Annotated in this window: 1 protein-coding gene; it reads left to right on the top strand. The window is 51.2% G+C overall.

The genetic code is table 11. The features are described 5' to 3' along the window. Nucleotides 1–248, top strand: a 248-nt coding sequence (locus tag AC5ZG5_RS46620; RefSeq protein ID WP_496165622.1) for a cyclic nucleotide-binding domain-containing protein, incomplete at both ends; no start/stop codon positions are given.

Genomic DNA, 248 nt, shown 5'->3' with positions numbered 1-248 from the left:
GTTTTTGGTCAGGGAAATCGGCGTCGAGCTTCCGCCGGGACGTCTCATGGGCGAACTCGGTTTCCTTACGCCCAATCAGCGGAGAACCGCGACCGTCGAATGCATCGAAGACGGGCAAGTGATGACTATTACTTATGAAAAGCTGCTCGAGATTTATTTTCAGAATCCACTATTCAGCTATTACTCTCTTGTGCTGACCAGCCAGCGCTTGCTCGAGAACATATCGCGGCTGGAAGGAATTATCGCAC

This window comes from Bradyrhizobium sp. Ses1, assembly GCF_059512365.1.
The sequence above is the reverse complement of the archived record's forward strand: the minus strand, read 5'-3'. Positions and strand labels throughout refer to the sequence as shown.